This window comes from Methylobacterium indicum, from assembly GCF_017347565.1.
GTDB lineage: Bacteria > Pseudomonadota > Alphaproteobacteria > Rhizobiales > Beijerinckiaceae > Methylobacterium > Methylobacterium indicum.
The window spans coordinates 5,023,132-5,046,272 of sequence record NZ_AP024145.1 but is presented as its reverse complement, the minus strand read 5'-3'; the positions used below and the strand labels follow the sequence as shown (position 1 = coordinate 5,046,272).

Sequence of the window (23,141 nt, the reverse complement as noted above, 5' to 3'; positions counted from 1 at the left end):
TTCGGCGTCTTGCATGCCATGGCCGAGTTGCTAGCTCACGCTGACAAGAATTCCGGAGAGTGCCGGCATGAACGCCCGTCCCGACGCCCGCGACTTCGCCAGCCCGCAGAAATTCGGCATCGGCCAGCCCGTGCGGCGGGCCGAGGACCCGGTGCTGGTGCGGGGCGAGGGCCGCTACACCGACGACCTCGCCCTCGACGGTCAGGCCTACGGCGTGTTCGTGCGAAGCCCGGTCGCCCACGGCATCCTGCGGGGTATCGACGCCGAGGCCGCCCTCGCCATGCCGGGCGTGCTGGCCGTGCTCACCGCCGCCGACCTCGACGGGTACGGGGCGATCGGCAACGGCCTGCCGTTCAAGAACCAGGACGGCACGCCGATGCGCAAGCCGCCCCAAGCCTCGCTCAGCACCGACCGGGTGCGCTACGTCGGCGAGGCGGTCGCCCTGGTGGTGGCCGAGACCCTGGCCGAGGCCCGCGACGCCGCCGAGGCGGTCGTCCTCGACATCGAGGACCTGCCCGTCGTGACCACCCCGGACGAGGCCGCCGCCGAGGGCGCCCCGCTTCTCCACGACGACGCGCCCGGCAACCTCGCCCTCGATTTCCGCACCGGCGACCAGGCGGCGACGGAAGCCGCCTTCGCGCAGGCCGCGCACGTCGCCTCCCTCGACCTCGTCAACAACCGCCTCGTCATCAACCCGATGGAGCCGCGGTCGGCGATCGGCGTCTACGAGCCGGAGAGCGGGCGCTTCACCCTGCATGTCGGCTCGCAGGGCGTGTTCGGCCTGCGCAATTCCCTGGCGGACGGCGTGCTGAAGCAACCGCGCGACAAGGTGCGGGTGCTCACCGGCAATGTCGGCGGCTCCTTCGGCATGAAGGCGCCGGTCTACCCCGAATACCTGCCGCTTCTGGAGGCGTCGAAGCGCCTCGGCCGGCCGGTGAAGTGGACCGACCTGCGCTCGGAAAGCTTCCTGTCCGACCATCACGGCCGCGACGTCGCGGTGACGGCGGAGCTCGCCCTCGACGCGCAAGGACACTTCCTGGCCTTCCGGGTCCGGGGCCGTGCCAATATGGGCGGCTACCTCAACCCGCTCTCGCCCCTGTTCCAGACCGTCAACATCGCCCGCAACATGGTGGGGGTGTACCGCACCCCGGCCTTCGACGTGGCGGTGGAGTGCCTCTACACCAACACCACGCCGATCGGGGCCTATCGCGGCGCCGGGCGGCCGGAGGGCAACTACTTCATCGAGCGGCTGATCGACACCGCCGCCGCCGAGACCGGCCACGACCGGGTGAGCCTGCGCCGCCGCAACCACATCCGCCCGGCCGACATGCCGTACCAGGCCCCGTCCGGCCTCACCTACGACAGCGGCGACTTCCCCGCCGTGCTCGACCGGGCGCTGCAGGCTGCCGACTGGGACGGCTTTCCCGCGCGACGCGCCGAGAGCGAGGCGAACGGCCGCTTGCGCGGCATCGGCATCGGCGATTATCTCGAGATCACCGCGCCGCCGACCAACGAGATGGGTGGCATCCGCTTCGAGGCCGACGGCACGGTGACGATCGTCACCGGCACCCTCGATTACGGCCAGGGCCATCTCACGCCCTTCGCCCAGATCCTGCACGACCGCCTCGGCATCCCGGTCGACCGGGTCCGGCTCGTCCAGGGCGACAGCGACCAGCTCATCGCCGGCGGCGGCACCGGCGGCTCGAAATCGCTGATGGCGAGCGGCACGGCGCTCGTCGAGGCCGGCGACCTCGTGATCGCCAAGGGCCGCGAGGCCGCGGCCGCGGTTCTGGAGGCCGGCCCCGCCGATATCGAGTTCCGCGACGGCCGCTTCACCATCGCGGGGACCGACCGGGGCATCGCCCTCCTCGATCTCGCCGCCCGGGTGCGGGCGGGCCTGCCCGACCCCTCGGCGCCCAGAAGCCTCGACGTCGCCCACACCCACAAGGAATCGCCCTCCGCCTTCCCGAACGGCTGCCACGTCGCCGAGGTCGAGGTCGACCCCGAGACCGGCGTCGCGACGGTCGTGCGCTACACCACCGTCAACGATTTCGGCACGCTGGTGAACCCGATGCTGGTCGAGGGCCAGCTCCATGGCGGCATCGTGCAGGGCATCGGCCAGGCCTTGATGGAGCGCACGGCCTATGACGAGCAGGGCCAGCTCGTGACCGGCTCGTTCATGGATTACTGCCTGCCGCGGGCCTCCGACGCGCCGTTCATGGGCTTCGAGAGCCACGCCGTGCCCGCCACCACCAACCCGCTCGGGGTGAAGGGCTGCGGCGAGGCGGGCTGCGCCGGCTCGCTGCCCTCGGTGATGAACGCCCTCGTCGACGCGCTGCGCCCCCGCGGCATCCGCCACATCAACATGCCGGCGACGCCTCAGGCGATCTGGTCGGCGCTGCACCAGGGGGTGTCCGCGTGAGCGATCCCGTCACCCTGGCGGCGCAAGCCCGCGTCGAGACGCAGACCGGCAGCCGCTACCTGACCCAGCTGTGCAAGCACTGGAGCCACAAGTTTCCCGAAACGACCTTCACGCCCGAGCGCGGGGTGGTGCCGTTCGGCGAGGGGCGCCGCTTCACGGCCGAGGCCGATCCGGAGGGCCTGACCCTGCGGGTCGAGGCGCCGGACCTCGACGCGCTCAACCGGATGCAGGGTGTGGTGGCCGAGCATCTCGGCCGCTTCGCCTTCCGGGAGGATCTGGGCGGCATCGCCTGGACGCGGGTGGTGTGAGACCCCACTGATATCGGCCTCGACGCCTGCAGGAGACGAGTTTCGCATGAGCACGCACGACGCCCGCCTCGACCGGCTCGCCGAGGTCGCCGTGAGGGTCGGGCTCGGGCTTCGGCCCGGCCAGGAACTGGTGATGACGGCGCCCCTCGACGCGCTGCCGCTGGCGCGCCGCATCACCGCCCAGGCCTACAAGGCCGGCGCCTCCGTGGTGACGACGCTGCTGGCCGACGACCAGGCGACCCTGGCGCGCTTCGAGCACGGCCACGACGACGCCTTCGACAAGGCCGCCGGCTGGCTCTACGAGGGTATGGCGCAGGCCTATCGCAACGGGGCCGCGCGGCTCGCCATCTCGGGCGACGACCCCTCGCTGCTCGCCGGCCAGGACACCGACAAGGTGGCGCGGGCCAACCGCGCCCGGTCCAAGGCCTACATGCCGGCGCTCGAGCAGATCGCCAATTTCGCCACCAACTGGACCATCGTGTCGGCGGCGACCCCGGCCTGGGCCCGCACGGTGTTCCCCGACCTTCCCGAGGACGAGGCGGTCGCGCACCTGTGGGACGCGATCTTCTCCGCCTCGCGGGTCGACGGGCCCGATCCGGTCGGCGCCTGGGAGGCGCACAACCGGGGCTTGAGCGCCCGCACCGCCGCCCTCAACGCCCGCCGCTACGCCGCCCTGCATTTCCGCGGGCCCGGCACCGACCTGACGGTCGGGCTCGCCGACGACCACGAATGGTGCGGCGGCGCCACGACGGCGAAGAACGGGATCGTCTGCAACGCCAACATCCCGACCGAGGAGGTCTTCACCACGCCGCACTGCCTGCGAGTGCAGGGCCATGTCAGCGCGACGAAGCCCCTCTCCTACCAGGGCACCCTGATCGACGGGATCGCGGTGCGCTTCGAGGAGGGCCGCATCGTCGAGTCGCGGGCCCGCACCGGGGCCGACGTGCTCGCCAGGGTGATCGACACCGACGAGGGCGCGCGCCGCCTCGGCGAGGTCGCGCTGGTGCCGGCCTCCTCGCCGATCTCGGCCTCCGGGCTCCTGTTCTGCAACACCCTCTACGACGAGAACGCCGCGAGCCACATCGCGCTCGGCCAGGCCTACAGCAAGTGCTTCCTCGATGGCGGCGCGGGTTTCAGCGAGCAGGACCTGGCCGCGCGCGGCGCCAACCGCAGCCTGATCCACATCGACTGGATGATCGGCTCGGCCGAGGTCGACGTCGACGGGGTGACGCCGGAGGGCCGGTCCGAGCCGCTGATGCGCCGGGGCGAGTGGGTCGACTGACCCACGGCCCCTGAAGCATGGTCCGGCGACGTGGATACCGGTTCGTCGGAACATGCTCTGGGCGACACGGTACACGACAGTGACGTGAAACCCGCCATGATCGCCTCTCCCACCCACGACCTCATCCTGAGATGCTGGCGATCGTAGATCGCAGACTGAAAGGAGCCTCGAAGGCGGGCTCCAGGGATCGAAGCGGCATCTGGAGGCCTCCTTCGAGGTCAGTCGATCCTTGATCGACTGACACCTCAGGATGAGGTTGAGGATGGGAAAGCCCCGTGGACGACAGGCGTCAGATCCCTGCCGTGTAGTGTAGGCTGGTCGACGCTTCGCCCGCTTGTCGTCGCTACCCGACGAAGATGAGCCGCTTGCCGCGGTTCTCGCCGCGGTACAGCGAGGCGATCGCGCCGGGGGCGGCCTCGATGTCCTCGGAGATGTCCTCGTCGAGGGCGATGCGGCCTTCATGAAACCAGCCGGCGAGGTCGGCGACGGCCTCCTCGAACCGCGCCTTGTGGTCGAGCACCACGAAGCCGCTCCAGATCAGGCGCCGGGTCAGGATCTCGCGCTCGACGCGGGGTCCGGTCGGCACGTCGGCCCAGCTCGCCACCGAGGCGGTGCCGCACTGGACGATGCGCCCGGCGACCGCCATCCGCCGCAGGGCCGCATCGAGGATCGGCCCGCCGACATTGTCGAAATAGACGTTCACCCCGTCCGGTGCCGCCGTCGCGAGGGCGGCGCTCCAGTCGTCGGTGCGGTAGTTCCAGGCGGCCTCGTAGCCGTAGGCCTCGCGGCAGCGGGCGACCTTGGCGTCGTCGCCGGTGAGGCCGAGGGGCCGGCAGCCGAGGTTGCGGGCGATCTGGCCGACGAGGCTGCCCACCGCACCGGCGGCGGTCGAGACCAGCACCGTCTCGCCGGCCTGCGGCCGTCCGAGCGCGGTCAGCCCGAGATGGGCGGTGAGCCCGTTGAGCCCCAGCAGCCCCGCATGGGCCGAGAGCGGCACCGCCTCGGTGCAGCGCCGGAAGATCGCCGAGACCGGAACGGCGGCGTAATCCTGCCAGCCGAACCAGCCGTACAGGAACTCGCCCTCGGCAATGTCGGGCGCGTTCGAGCGCACCACGACCCCCACCGCCAGGGCCCGCATCGGCCCGCCGAGCGGCACGGGCTGGGAATAATTGGCCTCGGCGCTCGCCCAGCCGCGCTGGGCCGGATCGACCGAGAGATAGAGGTTGCGCACCAGGATCTCGCCCGGGCCCGGCTCGGGAACCGGGACGGCGTCGAGGTGGAAATCGTCGGCCTGCGGGATGCCGGCGGGCCGGCGGGCGAGCAGCACCCGGCGGTTCGTGTCGGGCAGGGCATAGGCGGGAATGTCGGTCGGGCCGGTCACGCGCGTCTCCTCCTGGCGGCGCGTTCGTCCGGCGCCGCTCTCATCCCATTCTCGACCGCGATCAGGCTCTTACAAGCCCGGCCCCTTGGCCGCCCCCAGGATGCGCCCCGGCCCGCTATTCTCGGCCTGCAGCACCACGACGTAGGAATCGGCGTCGGCCGCGGCAAGCGCGGTGCGGGGCACCTCGTAATGGGCCGCCACCCCGCGCCAGGGGCCGACATGGTGCATGCCCCGCACCACGTTGCGGTAGGTGACGGTGCGGCCGCGGTTCTCGCCCCGCCCGATCGCGACCTCGCGGGCGCGGGCGACGGGCAGCAGCCAGACCTCGGCGCTGCGCCCGGCCTCGCGCGCGGCGCCGACATCGATCAGGATGCGGTCGGGCGCGGCCTCGCTGTGGATCGCCACCGGCAGGCTCGCGGCGGTGCCGGGCTCGCGGATGCTGCGCTCCAGGGCCGCCCGGTCGGAGCCCACCACCGTGGCGGCGCCGTTGATCACCGCCTGGGGCGTGAAGACCTGGCGGTCGCCGCGCATGCTCGCATAGGCGCGCTGGCGCGCGGTGAACGAGGTGCTGGCGAGCGTGTCCTTCCAGCCGAGATAGTCCCAGTAGGTCACCGGCAGGGTCAGGGCGATCACGCCCGGATCGCGGGCGAGTTCGGTCACCAGCCGGTCCGCCGGCGGGCAGGCGGAGCAGCCCTGGCTGGTGAACAGCTCCACCACCGCCCGGGGCGCCCCGTCCTGCGCCCGCGGGGCGACCTCCTGCGCGCGCGCCGGGCCCGGGAGGCCGAGGCCGCATGCGGCGAGGCCGGCGAGCAGGCGATGGAGGGCGGCGCGCGTCATGGGCCATCAACACCCGGCGGGAGCGCGGAGAGAAGTCACGTTAGCTTGAGGCCTGCGCGGCCGGCATCCGCGGGGCGGTCTTCGGCAGCATCGACGGGCGCCAGCGCCGGTGCATCCACAGCCACTGCTCGGGGTGCTCGCGTACCCAGCCGGCGATGACGTCGCTCATCGCCTGCATGGCGCCCTGTACGTCGATCGCGCCGCCGGAATCCCGCGGCAGGGCCAGCGCCGGGGTCAGCTCCAGGCGGAAGCGGTCGCCCGGCAGCCGGATCACCCGCACTCCGTGGACCGGGCAGTCGTAGTGCCGGGCGAGCTTGGCGAGCAGCGGGTTCACGAGCGCCGGCTGCCCGAGGAAATCCACCACCACCCCGCGGGTGAAGTGCTGGTCGACCAGCATGCCGAGATGGCCGCCGCGCTCGACCACGCCCTGCATCTTGAACGCGGCGCCGGGCCCGGCCGCCGTCAGGCCGCCCATCGTGGCGCGGCGCACCTCCTGCACCAGCTGGGCGGCGGCCGGGCTGTTCGGCGGGCGAAAGACCGCGCTCGCCTCCAGCCCGAACCGGGCGGCGCAGATCGCCGGCAGCTCCCAGTTGCCGAGATGGGCCGAGAAGATCAGGCCCGGCTTGCCGTCGTCGCGCAACGCGAAGAAGTGCTCGATGCCCGCGACCTCGATCCGCCCCGGGGTCGCGGCGGCGGGGTCGTAGTCGAAGATGTCGCCGAGATGGGCGTATTCGGCGCCGGTGCGGCCGAGATTGTCCCAGGCACCCCGCGCGATCGCGGCGATCTCGGCCTCGCCCTTCTCCGGGAAGGACAGGCGCAGGTTGTTCAGCGCCGTGCGGTGCGAGGGCAGGCGCGGACCGATCGCCCGGGCGATCGCGGCGCCCGCCGCGGCGGCCTGGGCCGGCCCGAGGAGGCGCGCCACCGCGAACAGGGCGCGGACCACGAAGACCATCGGCAGGCCGGCGAGGCGGGACAGGGCACGATAGAGCCTCAGCTTCAGGCGCAGCACGACGATCTCACGAAGCAGTCCGGGATTGAGAGGGCGGGACGGCGCAGGTCTTTTCGAACCTCGCGCCTCGCCTCTTCTCCTGCCGGACCGGTTTGCGCAAGGGCGCGACATCGCCCCCGCGCCGTTCTTCGACGAGCGTGGCCTTCAGAGCGTGACCAGGATCTTTCCGAACACCTTGCGCGATTCGAGCCGTTCCAGCCCCTGCGCGAAATCGGCGAGCGGCAGCACGGTGTCGATCACCGGGGTGATCCCGTCGGCCATCTTGTCCAGCGCCTCGCGGATGTTGGCGATCCGGCAGCCGAACGAGCCGGTGATGCGGTATTGCTGCTGGAACAGCTGCATCAGGTTCATGGTGGTGGACACGCCCGAGGTCGACCCGCAGGTGACGAGGCGCCCGCCGCGCTTGAGGCAGAGCAGCGAGCCGTTCCAGGTCTCGGGCCCGACATGCTCGAACACCACGTCGACGCCCTTGCGCTTGGTGGCCTTGCGCACCTCGCCCTCGAACCGCTCGGTGCGGTAGTTGACGACGTGGTCGGCGCCGAGCGCCCTCGCCTTCTCGCCCTTGGCGTCGTCGCCGACGGTGGTGAACACCGTGCAGCCGATCGCCTTCGCCATCTTGATCGCGGTCGTGCCGATGCCCGATCCGCCGGCATGGACCAGGATGGTCTCGCCGGGTTCGAGCTTGGCGTTGTCGAACAGCATGTGCTGCACGGTACCGAACGCGATCGGCGCGCAGGCGGCGTCGGTGAAGCTGACGGAATCGGGCACCCGCACGACGAGGCGCGCCGGCAGGTTGACGAATTCGCGGGCGAAGCCGTCGACGTGGAAGCCGAGCACGCCGCCGACCTCCTCGCAGAGGTTGTCGCGGCCCTCGCGGCAGGCGCGGCATTTTCCGCAGGTCAGCGCGCCGTAGGGCGCGACCTTGTCGCCCACCTTCAGCCCCTCGACGCCCTCGCCGATCGCGGCGATCTCGCCGGACGCCTCGGCTCCGACGGTGAGCGGCAGCTTGCGCTTGGCGAAGGCCATGCCGCGAAAGCCCCACACGTCGATGAAGTTGAGGCCGACGGCGCGGACCCGGATCTGCACCTCGCCGGGGCCGGGGGCATCCAGGTCGGGAACCTCGGTCAGGCGCAGGTCGCGGTCGCCGAAGAGCTGGAGGGCTTTCATCAGGGTCCTTGTCTCAACACTCAGTGCGTCTGGGTCGTAGCTGCTGGATTTTTCATGACATCATCCAGGGCAGACGACAGTGCGTTACGGTCCGACGAGCCCATAGTCCCGATCTTGCGAGCGACGGTGCCTTTGGGCAGCGAGAAGATCTTCCAGCGCACGACGCATGGCCTGAGCAGTCCGGCGGCGGCCAGGTCGGTAACGGAGTGATCACTCGCCCAACGGCCGGCAGCAGCCGTCGTGATCATGGCGGTGATGATGTGGTCGTGCGCATCGTTGAAGTCCGACCCTGACAGGACCAAGACCGGGCGCGGCTTGCGGCGCGTGCTCTCGACGAAAGGAAACAGCGCCGTGAGAACGTCCCAACGCTCAAAGGTCATCGAAGGCCTCGGCGTCTTCCGGACTGTTCCATTCATCGAGCATGGCGCTCAGGCTTTCGAGATACGGATCGCGCCGTCTCGGGCTTCCTTCGATCTCGAGAGGGACGGCACCGGCATGCTCCTGTCGGAGAGCCGCCCAGGCTTGAGCATGGGCCGCATCAACCGTCAGACCCGGCAGCGGCCGGCCATCGGGACCGCCCTCCATCTTGTGGAAGCGGATCGGCGTGCCGGCGATCCGCAGCGTCACCGGCGCGCCAGCGGGCAGCGAAGCGATCAGCGAGGCAACCTCGGGATCGCCCAGGATCTGTCCGGTCCAGAGCGCGTCGTCGCGGAGGATCATCATCGCCATCGGCAGCCTCCGAAGGTCCGTGATCGGCATGCTCTAGCCGCCGCTGCCCCCCGGATCAACGCACCCCTCACTCCGGCGTCAGGTAGCGCCGCCGCGCCCATCCGACGATCGGCCCGAGCTTCACCCGGCACCAGGTCAGTCCGCTCGGGGTGTCGTTGGTGCAGCCGAACCCGCGCAGGCGGCCGCGGGACGGCGCCTGGCCGAGGGCCGGCGAATCGGCGTCGGGCGCCTCGCGGATGCTGAGCGTGTCGCCCGGGGGCAGCCCCTCGACCCGGAAGATCTCCAGGCGGCCGAAATCCTGCGCCTGGACCGACGCCGGAACGAGGAGGAAAGCCGCCGCCAGGGCGGCGCACGCGAGGGGGTACCGCATGGATCCGGTTCGTCAGGTGCGATGGATGCCCATCATCGCGGTGAGGCCGCCATCGACCGGCAGCACGGTGCCGGTGATGTAGCCCGCCGCGGGGCTCACCAGGAATGCGACGAGATCGGCCACCTCCGCCGGCGCGGCGAAGCGCCCGGAGGGGATCTGCTTCTCCATGCCGGCGTGGTAGGCGGCGTAGGGCGCCATCATGTCGGTGTCGATGAAGCCCGGCGCCACCACGTTGACGGTGACGCCGCGGCGCGCCGACTCGATCGCGAGCGTGCGGCAATAGGCGATCAGCGCGCCCTTGCTGGCGGCATAGGCGGCGTTGCCCGGATTGGCCCGGAGCGCCGCCACCGAGCCGATCGCCACGATGCGCCCGGCCTTCGCCCGGGTCATCGGGCGCACCAGCGCCTTGGCCAGGCGGGTCAGCGACCAGAAATTGACCTGCATCGCCGCTTCCGCCCGATCCTGGTCGAGCACCGCGGCGAGGCTGTCGCAGGGCTGGCCGGCATTGTGGACGAGGCCGAAGATCCCTTCGCCCTCCATCACGCCGCAGAAATCGTCGAGGGCCGCCTTGTCGGCGAGGTCGAGGGCGTGGGGCCGCACCCGCTGCTCGGGATGGAGCGCGGCGAGTTCGAGAGCCAGCGCCTCCGCCGCCTCCCGCGAGCCGCGATAGGTGAAGTCGACGTCGTGGCCGGACGCCATCAGCGCCCGCACGATCGCGGCGCCCAGACCCCGCGCGCCGCCGGTGACGAGGACGCGGCGATGGTGGATCGCGGCCATCAGACGGGCTCCGCCCCGAACACCAGGCAGGTGTTCTGGCCGCCGAAGCCGAAGGAGTTCGACAGCACGGTCCGCACCGGCACGTCCCGGGCGGTCGTCACCACGTCGAGCGGAATCGCCGGATCGGGCACCGCGTAGTTCAGGGTCGGGGGCACCCGGCCATGCGCGATGGTCAGCAGCGAGAACGCCGCCTCGACCGCGCCGGCGGCGGTGAGCGTGTGGCCGATCATAGACTTGTTGGAGGAGATCGGGACGCCGCGCATGCGCTCGCCGAGCACCGCGAGGCAGCCCATCGCCTCCATCTTGTCGTTCTCCGGCGTGCCGGTGCCGTGCGCGTTCACGGTGTCGATCTGGTCGGGATGCAGGCCGGCATCGTCGATGGCCGCGCGGATCGCCGCGATGATCGGCGCGCCGTCCGGGCTCGACCGGGTACGGTGGAAGCCGTCGCCCTTCTCGCCGCAGCCGAGCACGTAGCCGAGGATGCGGGCGCCCCGCGCCCGCGCGCTCGCTGCGCTCTCCAGCACCAGGGCGGCGGCGCCCTCGCCCATCACGAAGCCGTCGCGGTTCTTGGCGAAGGGCTTGGAGGCGGCCTCGGGCGGGTCGTTCTGGGTCGACAGGGCGGAGAGCAGCGAGAACCGGATCAGCGATTCCGGGTTCACCGAGCCGTCGGTGCCGATGCAGAGCGCCGCCTCGACCTCGCCGCGGCGGATCGCCTCGACGCCGAGCTGGATCGCGGTCGCGCCCGACGAGCAGGCGGTCGAGAGCGAGATCGGCGAGCCCCTGGTGCCGAAGCGGTCGGCGATGCGATCGGCGACCGTGCCGAAGATGAACAGGTCGTGCCAGTCGTCGAAGCGCCGGCTCGCAGCGGCCCGCAGCAGGTCGGCATAGGTCACGTCGCCGTTCGCCGCGGCGGCCTCGGCCAGCGCCTGGCGCTGCGGCCACTCAATCTCGACCGGCGGCACCGCCATGAACAGGGCGCCCGGGAAGTCGCCGGACAGGCCCGCCTGCCCGATCGCCTCCGCGGCGGCGGCCTCGGCGAAGCGCTCCGAGAGCATCGGCGCCACCACGGGATCGGCGGCGATGAAGTCGACCGTGCCGGCGATCCGGGTGCGCAGCCCCTCGGTCGGGAAGCGGGTGATGGCGTGGATGCCCGACCGGCCGGCGGTGAGCGCGGCCCAGTTGTCGGCGACACCCTGGCCCAGCGAGGTCACCACGCCGAGGCCGGTCACCGCCACCAGGGGGCGTCCCATCGCGTCGCGGTCGCGGCTCATGCTGTGTCCCCTGCGGTGGTGAGGCGCAGCACGCCCTCGCCCCGGCGATGGCCGACCGTCGTGACGGCGACCTCGCGGGCCTCGCCCGATGCCACCAGGGCGGCGGCGATGGCCGCACCGAAGGGCGCGGCGGCCTCCAGCGTGTGGCCGGTGAGGTCGCCGAGCGCCCGGACCGGCGCCTGCGGCGCCAGGCTCGTCAACGCGTCCCGTTCCTCGCCTGTGATGCCGGTGCAGCCGGTGGCGGCCGAGATCACGGCGTCGGGTTCGGTCACGCCGGCTCGGTTCCAGAGGCCCGTCAGGCTCGCCGCGACGCTGCCGTCCCGGCGCTTGGTACGGTCGCTCGCCACCGCGTCGAGACGGGCGAGTGCCCGGGCGCCGCGGGCCCTGGCATGGTCCTCGGCCTCCAGCACCAGGAAGGCGGCGCCGGACCCCAGGATGAAGCCGGGCGCGTCGCCGCGGTCGAAGACCGGCCGATAATCCGGTTTGGAGAGGTGGCCGCCCATCTCGTGGATCAGCAGCACGTCGGCCCGCTCGGCGTTGTAGGAGCCGCCGACGAGCACGATGTCGAGCTGGCCCGACGCGATCCGGGCCTGGGCGATGCGGAGCGCGTCCACGCCGCTCGATTCCTCGCCCATGAAGGTGCGCGAGGCACCCGTGACCCCGTGCACGATGGCGATGTTGCCGGCGAGCAGGTTCGAGAGCTGGGCGAGGAAGAGCGTCGGCCGCAGGTCGTTCAGCAGGCGCTCGTTGAGGTAAGCGCCGGGATCGGCCGCGCCGCGCAGGCCGGTGAGGATCTGGCCGTCGACCGCGTAGTCGCGCTCGCCGCCGCCCGCCGCCACGACGAGGTGCATGGCGCCCTTGAGCGCCGCGTCGGCCTTGGCGCCCGCCGCGTCGAGGGCGAGGCCGGCGGCGTAGACGCCCAGCCGCTGCCATGGCTCCATCTGCCGCTGGTCGGATTTCTTCGGGATCTGCCCGTCGAGGCTCAGGGCGGCGGCCGGATGCACCGGATAGGGCGCGAAGGTCGCGGCGTCGGTGCGCGGGGCCCCCCCGGACCGGTAGGCGGCGAGATGGGCGTCCACGCCCTCGCCCGCGCAGGAGACGAGCCCGAGGCCCGTGACGACGACTGGCCTGGTCACGAATCCGCTCCGTCGGGGAGGCCGATGCGGGCGGTGCGCTCGCGCATGAGCGCGCCGAGACCGTCCGGGAACGGCATGGTCCGGAACCGCAATTCGGCGTTGCAGATCGGCTTGCCGTCGGAGCGGATCGCCGCCTTGGTCACGGCATACCCCGAGCCGTCATGCTCCAGGCTCGCCTCGACCTCCAGCACGGCCCCGGGGCCGACGAAGGAGCGGAAGCGCGCCTTGTCGACGCCCATCAGGAACGGCATGTGGCTGAACGACGCACGGGCGAGGAGCAGGTAGCCGGAAGCCTGCGCCATGGTCTCGGTGAGGAGCACGCCGGGCACCAGGGGGTGACCGGGAAAATGCCCCTCGAAGACCGGGCTCGCGTCCGGCACCGTGGCGATGGCCCCGATGCGCCCTTCGGCGCGGTCGAGGCTCACGACCCGGTCGATCATGTCGAAATATTCGAGGCGCATCCCGGCGGCCGCCTAAACCCGGATCAGACCTTGGCGGCCTTCTCGGCCACCAGGCCGTCGATGCGCTGGCAGAGGTTCTTCAGCACAAAGTACTGCTCGGCCGGAACCTTGCCCTCGTTGACCTCCTGGGTCCATTGCTCGAGGGGCAGCTTGATCCCGAAGGTCTTGTCGATCTCGAAGGCGATGTCGAGGAAGGCCAGGCTGTCGATGCCCAGATCGTCGATGGCGTGGCTCTCCGGCGTGATCTTCTCGCGCGGGATGTCGGCGACGTCGGCGATGATGGTGGCGACGCGGTCGAAGGTGTCGGACATGGACGTGCAGCCGTCTTCCTGCTGAGGTCTAAGCGTACGAAGCGTTGGCGCGCCAACGCTTCGTACGCTTAGATTCATGTTTCGTCGCAGGTTTTTGTCGCAAAACCGGCAACCACTTTTGCGAAACCTGCTCAGGCTCGAACGGCGCGACCTCCGGGCACCGCCCGCACCCCGGCCACGAAACCGCCTCCCCGAAACGGGTTCGCCGGGCAGGGCCCGGTCGAGGGGCCCGCATACACGAGGGGGGACGGGCCGGCAACCGCGCGGCGTTTCCGTCGGGCTGCCCCGCCCTAGGTCAGGTCGGATGACGCACCCGCGACGCCGCGGGGAGGATGGCACCGGCATGGAACACGTGAAGCCCCCGCCCGGCTCGGGCCCCGGACCCCTCCCGGCTCCGCCCCCGGCTCCCGCGACCGGCGCCTCGGCTTTCGCCCGCGCGGCGCTCGTCGTCGGGCTCGGCGCCCTCGGGGTCTGGGTGCTGCATCCGTTCCTGCCCGCGCTGGTCTGGGCGGTGATCCTGGCGATCGCCCTGTGGCCGCTGCGCGAGCGCCTGGTGCGGATCAAGCCGCCGGGCAAGCACAACCTGCTCTGGCCGGGTCTCCTCACGCTGGCGGTCGCCCTGGTGATCCTGGTGCCGCTGGTCGTCGTGGCGATCCAGGCGGCGCGGGAGGCGCACGATGCGGTGGCGTTCTGGCGCCAGATCGAGGAGCAGGGCTGGCCGGTCCCGGACTTCGTCTCCCGCCTGCCCTTCGGCGCCTCCCACGTCGCGGCCTGGTGGCAGGAGAACCTGAGCCACCCGCAGGGCTCGTCCGAGGTCCTGAAGCGCGTCGACCAGTCGATCAACCATTCGTCGCTCGTCGGATTCGGGCGCACCTTCGGCAGCCAGATCGTCCACCGGGCGATGCTGTTCGGCTTCACGCTGCTGACCCTGTTCTTCCTCTTCCGCGACGGGCCGGCGCTGGCCGCGCAGGGCCTGTCGGCGGCCCGCCGCCTGTTCGGCCCGCGGGGCGAGCGGGTGGCGCGCCAGATGGCGGCCTCGGTCCACGGCACCGTCGACGGCCTGGTGCTGGTCGGCCTCGGCGAGGGCTTCCTGCTCGGCGTGGTCTACTTCTTCGCCGGCGTGCCCCACCCGGTGCTGCTCGGCGCCTTCACGGCGCTCGCCGCGATGATCCCGTTCGGGGCGCCGGTCGCCTTCGGCCTCGCGGCGTTGCTCGCCGCCGCGCAGGGCGGCGTCACCGCGGCGATCGTGGTGGCGGTGGCCGGCCTCGTCGTCACCTTCGTGGCCGACCACTTCGTCCGCCCAGTGCTGATCGGCGGTGCCACCCGCCTGCCCTTCCTGTGGGTGCTGCTCGGCATCCTCGGCGGCGTCGAGAGTTTTGGCCTGCTGGGCCTCTTCCTGGGACCGGCCGTGATGGCGGCGTTGGTGTTGCTGTGGCGCGAGTATACGGCGGGCGACGACCGCACCGTCGCGTGATGCGCCCTGCCGAAGGACCCCCTCCCCGATGAGAGTTCTGCTTGCCGCCTGCCTGCTCGCCGGCCTGTCCGCCGCCCCCGCCCTGGCGCAGTGGGACGACGACGTTTCCCGCGCCCGGGGCCGCGGCATAGAGGACGAGGGATACGGCCGGCGCGACCGGGACGGCCCGCGCTTTCGGGCCGACGACGACGATGCACGCGACCTCGACCGCCGCGACCGCCGGGCCTTCGGCCGGGACGACCCGGACGAGATCATGCCCCGGCGCCGCGACCGGGACCGGGACGACGACCGCCGCCGCCGCGACTGGGACGACCGCGACCGGCGGGACGACCGGTTCCGGTCGGGAAACCGCTACAACCCGTACGACCGCTTTCCTCCCTACGGTCCGCCCGTCGCGCCGCCCGGGATCGGCGGCGTCTTCGTCGTACCGCCGCCGATCCCCGGCGCGCGGCGCTACTGATCCGGTTTTGGCTCGATCCATCCTTGAAAAAGTTGGACGCCGGATCCCCTCTCCCACACCTTGCGGCGATACCGGGCAAGCCCGGCATCGCCTGGACAGGGGAGACGCGCGTTACTGTCGACGATCGGCCGACACCCGAAAACTCACCTATCCCCCACGAGGTGCCGATGAACCAAGCCCCCACCCTGCGCGGCGAGCCCGCCCGCCGTCTCGCCGCCCTCGGCCTGACGTTGCCGCGGGTGCCCGAGCCCCGCGGCGCCTTCCTGCCGTTCTCGCGCATCGGCGCGACGCTGTGGCTCGCCGGGCAGATCTGCGAATGGGAGGGCGAGGTGCGCTTCACCGGCCCGGTGACCGATATCGCGACGGGCCGGGACGCGGCGCGGATCTGCGCGCTGAACCTGCTGGCCTCCTTGAGCCTCGCCCTCGACGGCGACCTCGACCGGGTGGTGCGCTGCCACCGCCTCGGCGGCTTCGTGCAGGTGGAGCAGGGCTGGCCCGACGTGCCGAAGGCGGTGAACGGCGCCTCCGACCTGATGGCGGAGCTTTTTGGAGAAGCCGGACGTCACGCCCGCACGGCGATCGGCGTCGCCAGCCTGCCGGCCAATGCCAGCGTCGAGGTCGACGGGATCTTCGAGGTGCGCTGAAGCGCGGTCAGTGCGCGTCGCGCACGGCGCCGCCGGTATGGTAGCCGGCGGCCTGCTCGACCAGGGTGAGGATGTCGAGGGCGCGCCAGGGCTTGGGGATGAAGGTGGCCGACATGCGCAGGTCGCTCGGCTGGTCGCCGGCATCGCCCGAGGTCAGCAGCACGTGGACCCGCGGCCAGGTGACGCCGATGATCCGGGCGAGCTCGAAGCCGCCGATCTGACCCGGAGTCCGCACGTCCGAGAACACGACGTTCACCTCGTCGCCCCGCTCGCGCAGGATGGCGAGGGCTTTCTCGGCCGTCTCGGCCTCGATGACCCGGAAGCCCGTCTCCTCCAGCAGAGTGGCCGCCAGGAAACGCTCTTCCGGCTCGTCCTCGACGACCAGGATCACGGGCTGTGTCTTCGCGGCGGCGCTGGACTCGGTCATGAGCAGGGAACGAGCTTGCGGCCCACTGGTTGCATAGCTCCCGGGACCCTGCCTTCATCCTTTCCGAGGTGTTGCAGCAATGCAAGGGTTGCCGCAACGCCCCCGAGGAATCGACGGGATGTCAGGCGACGCCGTGCTGCCGGAACCACGCCAGCATCCGGCTCCAGCCCTCCTCCGCCGGGCCCTTGCGGTAGCTCGGGCGATAATCGGCGTGGAAGCCGTGGGGCGCGTCCGGGAAGATCACGATCTCGACGTCCTTGCCCGCTTCCTTGGCGGCGTCGCGGGCCTTCTCGACATCGGCGACCGGGATGCCGGTATCGGCGGCCCCATAGAGGCCGAGGATCGGCGCGCGGATGTCCGGGATCACGTCGGCGGCGGTCTTCGGCTGGATGCCGGTGCGGGTGCCGCCGAAATTGCCGTACCAGGCGACGCCGGCCTTCAGGTTGGCGCTGTGGGCGGCGTAGAGCCACACGGTGCGGCCGCCGCGGCACCAGCCGGTGATGCCGATCTTGCCCGCATCGCCCTTGGCCTCGGCCGCCGCCCAGGCGGCGGTGGCGTCGAGGTCGCCCATCACCTGCGCGTCCGGCGTCTTCGACACGACCTCGCGGACGATCTCCTGCACGTCGGTCATCTTGGAGACGTCGCCCTGGCGGGCGAAGAGCTCCGGCGCCACCGCGGTGTAGCCGGCCTTGGCGAGACGGCGGCAGATGTCCTTGATGTAGTCGTGGACGCCAAAGATCTCCTCGACCACGAGGACGATCGGGAACGGGCCCGCACCCTCGGGCATCGCCCGATAGGCCGGCATCGGCCCGTCGCCGACCGGGATCCGCACCTCGCCGGCGACGATGCCGGTCGCGTCGGTGTGGATCGCCTGCGCCTCGACCCGGGTGGTGGCCAGCGTCAGCCCGGTCATCAGGCTCGTCATCACGAAGCCGCGCCGGGAGAAGGGCGGGATCACCAGGCCATCGAGCTGTTCGAGATCGGGCGATCCGCCTTGCCGTCCGTCTTGCCGCGCCACGTCGCTCGTTGCCATCCCGCGTCCTCCCGATCGGGTTTCGTCCCGCGGGCGCGATCATGCGGGCCGGCGCCGGAGGGGCAAGGGCGAACATGCTTCCCACGGTCACGATTCGGTCAGGCGCGGGCGAGGGCCTGCCAACGACGAAGGACCGCCCCCCGATCCGGGGAGCGGCCCTTCGTGCAGCCGGCGCGATCGACGCGCCGGGTCTCCGGGGTCGCTTGCCCCGAAGCGATTATTTGGCGTTGGTCGAACCCATCGGGGCGGTCGAGCCGGTCGACTTCGGCTCGGCCGGCGCCGGATAGGCCGGGTTGCCGGCCGGCACGCCGCCGCTGTTGGCCGACGAGACGCCGTTGGCGTTGCCGGTGGGCGAGCCGGTGATCTGCTGGCGCGAGGCGTCCTGGCTCTGGCTGGCGTAGTCCTTCGGGGCGTTCGCGCCGTTCCAGCCGAGCAGGGCCACCATGGCCACCGCGAGCAGGGCCAGGCTGCCGAGCAGCACGTAGAGGACGGGACGGCCCTTCGCGCCCTGGCGGGCCTCGGTCGGGGTCTCGACGGTGCGGTGGGGATCCATGGGGAACCTCGGGTTGAGGCCCGGCGGAGAATCTCGCCGAGCGGTGATCGTCATGACGGGCCAACGTCACCGATCGGCCGAGGTTCCTGGATGCCCGTGCGGCGGCGGCCTCTACTTCCCCGTCAGCAGCATGATCTTGCCGAGATGGGCGCTCGATTCCATCAGGTCATGGGCCTCCCGGGCCTGTTCCAGCGGGAAGGTGGCGTGGATCACCGGCTTCACCGTGCCGGATTCGAGCATCGGCCACACCTCCCGGCGCAGGCCCTCGGCGATCGCCGCCTTCTGGGCGACGGTGCGCGGGCGCAGGGTCGAGCCGGTCACGGTGAGACGCCGGATCATGATCGGCGTCAGGTTCAGGTTCTCGGCCTGGAACCCCTGCAGGAACGCGATGATGACGAGCCGGCCCTCCAGCGCCAGGGACTTCACGTTGCGCTCGAGATAGGCCGCGCCGACCATGTCGAGGATCACGTCGACCCCCTTGCCGTCGGTGAGCCGCTTCACCTCGGCGGCGAAATCGGCCTCGCGGTAGTTGATGGCGTGGTCGGCCCCGAGGGATTCGCAGAAGGCGCATTTCTCGGCCGAGCCGGCGGTGGCGAAGACCTCGGCGCCGAACCGCTTGGCGAGCTGGATCGCCGTCGAGCCGATGCCGCTCGACCCGCCATGGACCAGGAAGCGCTCGCCTTGTCGCAGGCCCCCGCGCTCGAACACGTTGGTCCAGACCGTCCAGTAGTTCTCCGGCAGGCCGGCGGCCTCGACGAGGGAGAGCGGGCCGGGCTTGGGCAGGCACAAAGCGGCCTCCGCCACGGCGTACTCGGCGTAGCCGCCGCTGATCGTCAGGGCGCAGACCTCCTGGCCCTCGCGCAGATCCGCGACGCCCTCCCCCAGGGCGACGATGCGCCCGGCGATCTCCAGGCCCGGCACGTCGGTGGCGCCGGGCGGCGGCGGGTACTTGCCGGCGCGCTGCTGGCAGTCGGGCCGGTTCACGCCGGCCGCCACGACCTCGACCAGCACTTGGTTCGGACCGGGGCGCGGCACCGGCACGGTCTCGATCCCGATCACCTCAGGCCCGCCGGACCCGTTGAAGCGGACCTGGCGCATGGTGGCGGGGATCGAGGGCATGGGCGGCTCCGGCAATGGCGGGGTGAGCGCCCTTACCTGCCGCGCGGGCCGGGAGCCGGCAAGGGGCAGACGACAAGGGGCAGGCGGCTCAGCGCGTCCCGTACATCCGGTCGCCGGCATCGCCCAGGCCCGGCAGGATGTAGCCGTGCTCGTTGAGGTGGCTGTCGATCGAGGCGGTCCAGACCGGCACGTCGGGATGCGAACCCTGGAACTTGGCGAGACCTTCCGGAGCGGCGAGCAGGCAGACGAAGCGCAGGTCGCGGGCGCCGCGCTCCTTGAGCCGGTCGACCGCGGCGACCGCCGAGTTCGCCGTCGCCAGCATCGGGTCGAGGACCAGCACGGTGCGGTCGGCGAGGTCGGACGGGGCCTTGAAGTAGTACTCCACCGCCTCGAGCGAATCCGGGTCGCGGTAGAGCCCGACATGGGCGACGCGGGCCGAGGGCAGGAGCGACAGCATCCCGTCGAGGAAGCCGACGCCGGCGCGCAGGATCGGCGCCAGGACGAGCTTCTTGCCGGCGATCTGCGCGCCCTGCATCGTCATCATCGGGGTCTCGATCTCGACCGGCTCCAGCGGCAGGTCGCGGGTGACCTCGTAGGCGAGCAGCATCCCGACCTCGTTCAGGAGCTGGCGGAAGCCCTTGGTCGAGCGCGCCTTGTCCCGCATCAGGGTCAGCTTGTGCTGGACCAGCGGGTGATCGACCACCGTCACCGGCGCCACACCCGTCTCCCCGCGCGCACCCGCACCCTGCATCGTCGTCTCCCCGCTCACGTTCACGCTCTCGAATGATGTCAGAATACGGTGCCGTCGCTGGCGATCGAGAGCGGCGGCGCGCCCTCCGGCCGCAGGGACTTCGCCAGGCGCCGGCCGGTGGCCCAGGTGCCGCCCTCCAGCACCTTGGCGAGCGGCAGGTCGGCCGGGTCCTCGATCTCCAGCCGCTCGCGGACCAGCGGCGCCAGCCGGTCGAGGAGCGCCACCGTGAGCGCCCGCCACTCGACGACGAGGCGCGACTCGACCGGGTGGGCCTGCGCGGCCTCCTCGGGCCGGCGCAGCGCCAGCACGCCGGTATCGAGGAAGAGGCCGCCGTTGCGGTACTCGGGCAGGCCTGTCAGGGCATCGAGGCCGGTGACGGTAAGGCCCGCCTCCTCCAGGGGCTCCAGGAGCGAGTAGGCGAGCCACTGCGACAGCTTGTGGAACGGCACCAGCCCCTCGGTCGGCCCCGTCCCGCCGGCGAGCGGATGCTTCCAGGTGTCGCCGAGATCGACCCCGTCGAGGACGATGCGGCCGGGCCAGATCGGGCCGAGATGGGTCAGCAGCACCTCCAGCACCGCCTCCGCCGGCACCTCGCCGTCGCGGGAGCGGGCCTTGATCCGGTCGAACAGGAAGCCGGGCCGCGCGTCGGGCCCGAAGCCCTCGGGGTCCGCCGCCGCGACCTGGCCGAGGCGGTTGAGGAGCGCGGTGCGGCCCGACAGGCCGACGAGGGGGTTGGTCGGGCCGGCCTGGAAGCCCTCGGCGAGCTCCGCCTCGGTCAGGCTGGCGAGCGCCCGCGCATCGGCCCGGAACGGGTCCTCGGGGGCGGAGGAGAAGAGACCCGACACGAACATGTCGAAGCTCGCCACCGCCAGGCCTTCAGAACGGGAATAGGTCTCGCCGGTGCGGCCCTCCTCGTAGCGCCAGGTCGGGCCGGCACCGGCGTCGAGCAGCACGCTCACCACCACGAGGTCGAAGGCGGCGCGGGCCTGCTCGGCCGGGTCCTCGAAGGGCGCGGCGTGGACCAGCGAGCCCCAGCGCTCGAACCCGCCGACCGAGAAGTGGCGCCAGCGGGCGTGGTAGGGGATCGCGAGGTCGGGATAGGCCTCGCGGATGGTCTCCACCACCGCGTCGGCGCACGCGCCCAGACGGTCGAGGTCGACCACGAAGTGATCCAGCCGCCCGTCGAGTCCGGCCTGGAGCAGGGTCTCGGCGCGGGCGCGCACCGCCCGGGCCGAGAGCAGGCTGCGGGCGGTCGAAAACTCAGGCACGGGCATCTCCAGGGATAGTTCGCGTCGCCGTCGGCGGCCTCGGATCCACGCGGTTCCTCAGAACCGCTCGAGGTCGCGGCCCTTCACGGTGTCGAGGGCCTCCGTGACGCCGTCCGGCGCGTAATAGCCCGCCGCCTTCTTGGCTTCCATCTCGACGGAGGCGTCGGGCGGGATCAGGTCGGCCGGGATCGGCACCCGCTCGCCGACCTCGATGCCCGAGCCCGTGATGGCGTCGTACTTCATGTTCGACATCGACATCAGCCGGTCGATGCGGCGGATGCCGAGCCAGTGCAGCACGTCGGGCATCAGTTGCTGAAAGCGGGCGTCCTGCACGCCGGCGACGCATTCGGTGCGCTCGAAATAGGTGGCGGCGGAATCGCCCCCCTCCTGGCGCTTGCGGGCGTTGTAGACCAGGAACTTGGTCACCTCGCCGAGCGCCCGGCCCTCCTTGCGGTTGTAGACGATGACGCCGGTGCCGCCGGTCTGCGCCTCGCGCACGCATTCCTCGATGCCGTGGGTCAGGTAGGGCCGGCAGGTGCAGATGTCGGAGCCGAACACGTCGGAGCCGTTGCACTCGTCGTGGACCCGGCAGGCGATGCGCCGCCGCGGGTCGGACAGGCCCTCGATCTCGCCGACGACGTAGACGGTGCAGCCGCCGATCGGCGGCAGGAAGACCTGGAGGTCGGGCCGCGTCACGAGTTCCGGGAACATGCCGCCGGTCTGCTCGAACAGCGTGCGGCGCAGAGCGGTCTCGCCGGTGCCGAAGCGGGCGGCGACGCCCGGCAGGTACCAGACCGGATCGACCGCGATCTTGGTGACCGAGATGTCGCCCGAGGCGTGCAGCACGGTGCCGTCGGCGGCGAGCCGGTGCGCGCCCATCGCCGCCAGGATCTCGGGCAGGTTCAGCCGCGCCTTGGTGACCGCGATGGTCGGGCGGATGTCGGTGCCGGTGCCGATCGCCTCGCGAAACACCTCGCCGGGCATGTGGCCCCAGGGATCGAGGGAGACGATTTTTTCCGGGTCGGCCCATTGCGGGTGCGGGCCGATGCCGACCACCGGGTGGGTGTTGGTGAGGTCGGGCCGCGCCAGGGGGTTCAGCGCCCGGCCGGCGATGGCGAGCGCCCGGTAGAGCGAGTAGGCGCCGCCATTGGCCCCGATCACGTTGCGGTCGGCCGGGTTGGTGACGGTGCCGATGATCGGCCCTCGCTCGCGCGGGTCGGCGGCGCCCCAGCGGATCGGCCAGCGGGCGGCGCCCGGCTCCGGGTGCGAGGTGAGCCGGATATGCGACGAGCGGTTGGAACTGGTCATGCGGACGCGCCGTCCTTCAACGGAGAAGGCTCCCCGCGGGGGCCGCGAGGAGCCTGTCGAGTGCTTGACCGGACCGAGGGTGGCCCAGCCGATTCGGCGCGTCAAGCTCAAGCCTGAGGCGCCGTTTCGCCCAATGGGGCGGCAGGACCGCCCCGTCGGGACCACCCTCCTCCGGTGATCAGAAGTTCGAGCCGGCGCGGCGGCGGGCCATGAAGGCGTCGAACTGCTCGCGGTCGCGGGCGCGCTTCAGCTCGTCCACGAACTCGGTGAAGGCGCGGCTCTCCTCCTCGAGGCGGCGGCGCTCCTCTTCGAGGCGCTCGATCTCCTTGCGGCGATACTCCTCGAAGGCCCAGTTGCCGCTGTCGTGGCGGGCGGCGCCGAAGCCCGAGAACCCCGAGAAGCCGTTCCGGAAGGAGCGCTCGGCGAAGGACTTCATCTCGTTCAAGGCCGGGTATCCCATGAGCTTCCACACCACGTAGGCCGCGGCCAACGGCCACGCATAGATGAAACCGATGACGATCGCGCCGATCTCGAGGGAGCGGCGCGGGAACGGGCCGTTGCGGCAGGAGCGGCCGCTCGACCAGGGGGCAGAGGAATACGACACGGTGCGATCTCCCGCGGGATGTAAATGTGAACGACATTT

General features: G+C 71.7%; 26 protein-coding genes. 6 read left to right on the top strand and 20 right to left on the bottom strand.

Annotation, left to right across the window (positions count from 1 at the left end; genetic code table 11):
* Positions 1-67: 67 nt before the first annotated feature.
* Genes miv_RS23485 through miv_RS23475 form a run of 3 tightly spaced genes read left to right on the top strand, consistent with a single transcriptional unit; the run spans position 68 to position 4,012 of the window.
* Positions 68-2,422, top strand: a complete 2,355-nt coding sequence (locus tag miv_RS23485) for a xanthine dehydrogenase family protein molybdopterin-binding subunit (RefSeq protein WP_207179201.1) — start codon at positions 68-70, stop codon at positions 2,420-2,422.
* Positions 2,419-2,730: a DUF2218 domain-containing protein gene (locus miv_RS23480; RefSeq protein WP_048430557.1), complete on the top strand. Its 312-nt coding sequence runs from the start codon at positions 2,419-2,421 to the stop codon at positions 2,728-2,730. The genes miv_RS23485 and miv_RS23480 overlap by 4 nt, the downstream gene beginning before the upstream one ends.
* Positions 2,731-2,776: 46 nt before the next feature.
* Positions 2,777-4,012, top strand: coding sequence for an aminopeptidase (locus tag miv_RS23475; RefSeq protein ID WP_207179199.1), 1,236 nt, complete (start codon positions 2,777-2,779; stop codon positions 4,010-4,012).
* Positions 4,013-4,355: 343 nt separating this feature from the next.
* Here miv_RS23475 and miv_RS23470 read toward each other — a convergent pair whose 3' ends face one another.
* The 12 genes from miv_RS23470 to miv_RS23415 all read right to left on the bottom strand — a co-directional run bounded on the left by miv_RS23470 (position 4,356) and on the right by miv_RS23415 (position 13,461).
* On the bottom strand, positions 4,356-5,393 hold the full coding sequence (locus miv_RS23470; RefSeq protein ID WP_207179197.1) for an NADP-dependent oxidoreductase: 1,038 nt from the start codon (positions 5,391-5,393) through the stop codon (positions 4,356-4,358).
* A gap of 69 nt (positions 5,394-5,462) precedes the next feature.
* Positions 5,463-6,230 (bottom strand): DUF1223 domain-containing protein, encoded by a 768-nt coding sequence (locus miv_RS23465; RefSeq protein WP_048430559.1) that lies wholly within the window; start codon positions 6,228-6,230, stop codon positions 5,463-5,465.
* Positions 6,231-6,270: 40 nt separating this feature from the next.
* Complete coding sequence (locus miv_RS23460) at positions 6,271-7,239, bottom strand: lipid A biosynthesis lauroyl acyltransferase (protein ID WP_058619314.1); 969 nt, start codon at positions 7,237-7,239, stop codon at positions 6,271-6,273.
* A gap of 144 nt (positions 7,240-7,383) precedes the next feature.
* Positions 7,384-8,406 carry a zinc-binding dehydrogenase gene (locus miv_RS23455; RefSeq protein WP_207179195.1) on the bottom strand — a complete coding sequence of 341 codons (1,023 nt, stop codon included), beginning with the start codon at positions 8,404-8,406 and terminating at the stop codon, positions 7,384-7,386.
* A gap of 20 nt (positions 8,407-8,426) precedes the next feature.
* Positions 8,427-8,786, bottom strand: coding sequence for a type II toxin-antitoxin system PemK/MazF family toxin (locus miv_RS23450; RefSeq protein WP_048430562.1), 360 nt, complete (start codon positions 8,784-8,786; stop codon positions 8,427-8,429).
* Entirely contained in the window at positions 8,776-9,135 is a 360-nt protein-coding gene (locus tag miv_RS23445; protein WP_207179193.1) for a hypothetical protein, read from the bottom strand. Before miv_RS23445 ends, miv_RS23450 begins: the two co-directional genes overlap by 11 nt.
* 67 nt (positions 9,136-9,202) lie before the next feature.
* Positions 9,203-9,505 (bottom strand): SH3 domain-containing protein, encoded by a 303-nt coding sequence (locus miv_RS23440; protein ID WP_048430564.1) that lies wholly within the window; start codon positions 9,503-9,505, stop codon positions 9,203-9,205.
* Positions 9,506-9,517: 12 nt separating this feature from the next.
* Positions 9,518-10,282 carry an SDR family oxidoreductase gene (locus tag miv_RS23435; protein WP_207179191.1) on the bottom strand — a complete coding sequence of 255 codons (765 nt, stop codon included), beginning with the start codon at positions 10,280-10,282 and terminating at the stop codon, positions 9,518-9,520.
* Positions 10,282-11,553 (bottom strand): beta-ketoacyl-ACP synthase, encoded by a 1,272-nt coding sequence (locus tag miv_RS23430; protein WP_207179190.1) that lies wholly within the window; start codon positions 11,551-11,553, stop codon positions 10,282-10,284. The genes miv_RS23435 and miv_RS23430 overlap by 1 nt, the downstream gene beginning before the upstream one ends.
* A complete protein-coding gene (locus tag miv_RS23425; RefSeq protein ID WP_207179189.1) occupies positions 11,550-12,689 on the bottom strand; it encodes a beta-ketoacyl-ACP synthase in 1,140 nt (379 codons plus the stop codon). Before miv_RS23425 ends, miv_RS23430 begins: the two co-directional genes overlap by 4 nt.
* Positions 12,686-13,150: a 3-hydroxyacyl-ACP dehydratase FabZ family protein gene (locus tag miv_RS23420; RefSeq protein ID WP_048430568.1), complete on the bottom strand. Its 465-nt coding sequence runs from the start codon at positions 13,148-13,150 to the stop codon at positions 12,686-12,688. The genes miv_RS23425 and miv_RS23420 overlap by 4 nt, the downstream gene beginning before the upstream one ends.
* Positions 13,151-13,173: 23 nt before the next feature.
* Positions 13,174-13,461 carry an acyl carrier protein gene (locus miv_RS23415; RefSeq protein ID WP_048430569.1) on the bottom strand — a complete coding sequence of 96 codons (288 nt, stop codon included), beginning with the start codon at positions 13,459-13,461 and terminating at the stop codon, positions 13,174-13,176.
* A gap of 343 nt (positions 13,462-13,804) precedes the next feature.
* Here miv_RS23415 and miv_RS23410 point away from each other — a divergent pair, with 343 nt between their 5' ends.
* From miv_RS23410 to miv_RS23400, 3 genes are all read left to right on the top strand, one after another.
* Positions 13,805-14,935 carry an AI-2E family transporter gene (locus miv_RS23410; RefSeq protein ID WP_207179188.1) on the top strand — a complete coding sequence of 377 codons (1,131 nt, stop codon included), beginning with the start codon at positions 13,805-13,807 and terminating at the stop codon, positions 14,933-14,935.
* Positions 14,936-14,963: 28 nt separating this feature from the next.
* Positions 14,964-15,395 carry a hypothetical protein gene (locus miv_RS23405; protein WP_207179187.1) on the top strand — a complete coding sequence of 144 codons (432 nt, stop codon included), beginning with the start codon at positions 14,964-14,966 and terminating at the stop codon, positions 15,393-15,395.
* A gap of 167 nt (positions 15,396-15,562) precedes the next feature.
* On the top strand, positions 15,563-16,039 hold the full coding sequence (locus miv_RS23400; protein ID WP_058618362.1) for a RidA family protein: 477 nt from the start codon (positions 15,563-15,565) through the stop codon (positions 16,037-16,039).
* 7 nt (positions 16,040-16,046) lie between these two features.
* On the opposite strand, the gene miv_RS23395 is transcribed toward miv_RS23400, so the two are convergent.
* The 8 genes from miv_RS23395 to miv_RS23360 form a co-directional block, all read right to left on the bottom strand.
* A complete protein-coding gene (locus miv_RS23395) occupies positions 16,047-16,466 on the bottom strand; it encodes a response regulator (RefSeq protein ID WP_048429164.1) in 420 nt (139 codons plus the stop codon).
* 121 nt (positions 16,467-16,587) lie between these two features.
* Complete coding sequence (locus tag miv_RS23390) at positions 16,588-17,499, bottom strand: dienelactone hydrolase family protein (protein WP_141657720.1); 912 nt, start codon at positions 17,497-17,499, stop codon at positions 16,588-16,590.
* Positions 17,500-17,716: 217 nt separating this feature from the next.
* A complete protein-coding gene (locus miv_RS23385) occupies positions 17,717-18,052 on the bottom strand; it encodes a hypothetical protein (protein ID WP_207179186.1) in 336 nt (111 codons plus the stop codon).
* 111 nt (positions 18,053-18,163) lie between these two features.
* The gene (locus miv_RS23380; protein WP_207179185.1) at positions 18,164-19,171 is read right to left on the bottom strand and encodes an NAD(P)H-quinone oxidoreductase; all 1,008 of its coding nucleotides are present in this window, start codon (positions 19,169-19,171) and stop codon (positions 18,164-18,166) included.
* A gap of 88 nt (positions 19,172-19,259) precedes the next feature.
* The gene (upp, locus tag miv_RS23375) at positions 19,260-19,922 is read right to left on the bottom strand and encodes a uracil phosphoribosyltransferase (RefSeq protein ID WP_048429167.1); all 663 of its coding nucleotides are present in this window, start codon (positions 19,920-19,922) and stop codon (positions 19,260-19,262) included.
* Between the two features lie 38 nt (positions 19,923-19,960).
* On the bottom strand, positions 19,961-21,196 hold the full coding sequence (locus miv_RS23370; RefSeq protein ID WP_207179183.1) for a URC4/urg3 family protein: 1,236 nt from the start codon (positions 21,194-21,196) through the stop codon (positions 19,961-19,963).
* 51 nt (positions 21,197-21,247) lie between these two features.
* Positions 21,248-22,498 carry a GTP cyclohydrolase II gene (locus miv_RS23365; protein ID WP_207179181.1) on the bottom strand — a complete coding sequence of 417 codons (1,251 nt, stop codon included), beginning with the start codon at positions 22,496-22,498 and terminating at the stop codon, positions 21,248-21,250.
* Positions 22,499-22,676: 178 nt separating this feature from the next.
* On the bottom strand, positions 22,677-23,102 hold the full coding sequence (locus tag miv_RS23360) for a DUF2852 domain-containing protein (RefSeq protein ID WP_048429170.1): 426 nt from the start codon (positions 23,100-23,102) through the stop codon (positions 22,677-22,679).
* Between the last annotated feature and the right edge of the window lie 39 nt (positions 23,103-23,141).

Coding starts and splice junctions, on each gene's coding strand:
- miv_RS23485 (WP_207179201.1), top strand. CDS start 68: ATGAACGCCCGTCCCGACGCCCGCGACTTCGCCAGCCCGCAGAAATTC.
- miv_RS23475 (WP_207179199.1), top strand. CDS start 2,777: ATGAGCACGCACGACGCCCGCCTCGACCGGCTCGCCGAGGTCGCCGTG.
- miv_RS23465 (WP_048430559.1), bottom strand. CDS start 6,230: ATGACGCGCGCCGCCCTCCATCGCCTGCTCGCCGGCCTCGCCGCATGC.
- miv_RS23455 (WP_207179195.1), bottom strand. CDS start 8,406: ATGAAAGCCCTCCAGCTCTTCGGCGACCGCGACCTGCGCCTGACCGAG.
- miv_RS23450 (WP_048430562.1), bottom strand. CDS start 8,786: ATGACCTTTGAGCGTTGGGACGTTCTCACGGCGCTGTTTCCTTTCGTC.
- miv_RS23445 (WP_207179193.1), bottom strand. CDS start 9,135: ATGGCGATGATGATCCTCCGCGACGACGCGCTCTGGACCGGACAGATC.
- miv_RS23440 (WP_048430564.1), bottom strand. CDS start 9,505: ATGCGGTACCCCCTCGCGTGCGCCGCCCTGGCGGCGGCTTTCCTCCTC.
- miv_RS23435 (WP_207179191.1), bottom strand. CDS start 10,282: ATGGCCGCGATCCACCATCGCCGCGTCCTCGTCACCGGCGGCGCGCGG.
- miv_RS23430 (WP_207179190.1), bottom strand. CDS start 11,553: ATGAGCCGCGACCGCGACGCGATGGGACGCCCCCTGGTGGCGGTGACC.
- miv_RS23420 (WP_048430568.1), bottom strand. CDS start 13,150: ATGCGCCTCGAATATTTCGACATGATCGACCGGGTCGTGAGCCTCGAC.
- miv_RS23415 (WP_048430569.1), bottom strand. CDS start 13,461: ATGTCCGACACCTTCGACCGCGTCGCCACCATCATCGCCGACGTCGCC.
- miv_RS23410 (WP_207179188.1), top strand. CDS start 13,805: ATGGAACACGTGAAGCCCCCGCCCGGCTCGGGCCCCGGACCCCTCCCG.
- miv_RS23405 (WP_207179187.1), top strand. CDS start 14,964: ATGAGAGTTCTGCTTGCCGCCTGCCTGCTCGCCGGCCTGTCCGCCGCC.
- miv_RS23400 (WP_058618362.1), top strand. CDS start 15,563: ATGAACCAAGCCCCCACCCTGCGCGGCGAGCCCGCCCGCCGTCTCGCC.
- miv_RS23395 (WP_048429164.1), bottom strand. CDS start 16,466: ATGACCGAGTCCAGCGCCGCCGCGAAGACACAGCCCGTGATCCTGGTC.
- miv_RS23390 (WP_141657720.1), bottom strand. CDS start 17,499: ATGGCAACGAGCGACGTGGCGCGGCAAGACGGACGGCAAGGCGGATCG.
- miv_RS23385 (WP_207179186.1), bottom strand. CDS start 18,052: ATGGATCCCCACCGCACCGTCGAGACCCCGACCGAGGCCCGCCAGGGC.
- miv_RS23380 (WP_207179185.1), bottom strand. CDS start 19,171: ATGCCCTCGATCCCCGCCACCATGCGCCAGGTCCGCTTCAACGGGTCC.
- upp (WP_048429167.1), bottom strand. CDS start 19,922: ATGCAGGGTGCGGGTGCGCGCGGGGAGACGGGTGTGGCGCCGGTGACG.
- miv_RS23370 (WP_207179183.1), bottom strand. CDS start 21,196: ATGCCCGTGCCTGAGTTTTCGACCGCCCGCAGCCTGCTCTCGGCCCGG.
- miv_RS23365 (WP_207179181.1), bottom strand. CDS start 22,498: ATGACCAGTTCCAACCGCTCGTCGCATATCCGGCTCACCTCGCACCCG.